This is a genomic window from Ruegeria sp. HKCCA5463, from assembly GCF_013034175.1.
In the GTDB taxonomy this organism is placed as follows: domain Bacteria; phylum Pseudomonadota; class Alphaproteobacteria; order Rhodobacterales; family Rhodobacteraceae; genus Ruegeria.
Genome location: NZ_WQFL01000031.1, coordinates 1 through 1,158, shown reverse-complemented (window position 1 = coordinate 1,158; position 1,158 = coordinate 1). Strand labels below are relative to the sequence as shown.

The 1,158-nt window shown below is 63.0% G+C and carries 1 protein-coding gene; it reads right to left on the bottom strand.

Annotated features, from left to right (window positions below; translation table 11 throughout):
* Nucleotides 1–1,158 (bottom strand): serine hydroxymethyltransferase (gene glyA / locus GOW09_RS22250; protein ID WP_171121069.1); only part of this gene is annotated, 1,158 nt, incomplete at both ends.

Below are 1,158 nucleotides of genomic sequence, written 5' to 3'. Positions count from 1 at the left end.
TCGATGATCCAGTCGGCGATCTGGCGGAATTCGACCTCGCCGAAGCCGCGGGTGGTGCCGGCGGGCGACCCCAGACGGATGCCCGACGTGATGGTCGGCTTTTCGGGATCAAACGGCACGCCGTTCTTGTTGCAGGTAATATGCGCCCGGCCCAAGGCTTTCTCGGTGGCGTTGCCTTTCACCCCTTTGGGGCGCAGGTCGACCAGCACCACATGGGTGTCGGTGCCGTGGGTCACCGTGTCCAGACCGCCCTTGATCAGCTGATCCGACAGCGCCTGGGCGTTGGTGATCACCTGCTTGACATAGTCCTTGAACTCGGGCCGCAGCGCCTCGCCGAAGGCCACGGCCTTGGCCGCGATCACATGCATCAGCGGGCCGCCTTGAATGCCGGGGAAGATGGCCGAGTTCACTTTCTTGGCGATATCTTCATCATTGGTCAGGATCATGCCGCCGCGCGGGCCGCGCAGGGTCTTGTGCGTGGTGGTGGTGGCCACATGCGCATGCGGGAAGGGGCTGGGATGCTCGCCCGCCGCGACCAGACCGGCGAAATGCGCCATGTCCACGTGCAGATAGGCACCGACCATGTCGGCGATCTGACGCATGCGGGCAAAGTCGATCTGGCGCGGAATGGCCGAACCGCCGGCGATGATCAGCTTGGGCTGGTGTTCCTTCGCCAGCGCCTCGACCTGATCGTAATCCAGCATGTTGTCCTGCTGGCGTACGCCGTATTGCACCGCGTTGAACCACTTGCCCGACTGGTTCGGACGGGCGCCGTGGGTCAGGTGGCCACCGGCATCCAAACTCATGCCCAGAATGGTGTCGCCGGGCTTGATCAGCGCCTGAAACACGCCCTGGTTGGCCTGAGAGCCGGAATTGGGCTGCACGTTGGCGAATTCACAGCCGAACAGTTGCTTGGCGCGGTCGATGGCCAGGTTTTCGGCGATGTCGACGAACTGGCAGCCGCCATAATAGCGGCGGCCGGGATAGCCTTCGGCGTATTTGTTGGTCATCACCGAGCCCTGCGCCTCCATCACGGCGGCAGAGACGATGTTCTCGGACGCGATCAGCTCGATCTCGTCGCGCTGACGACCCAGTTCCGACGTGATCGAGCCAAAAAGCTCGGGATCACGATCAGAAAGGGACTGGGTGAAAAATCCG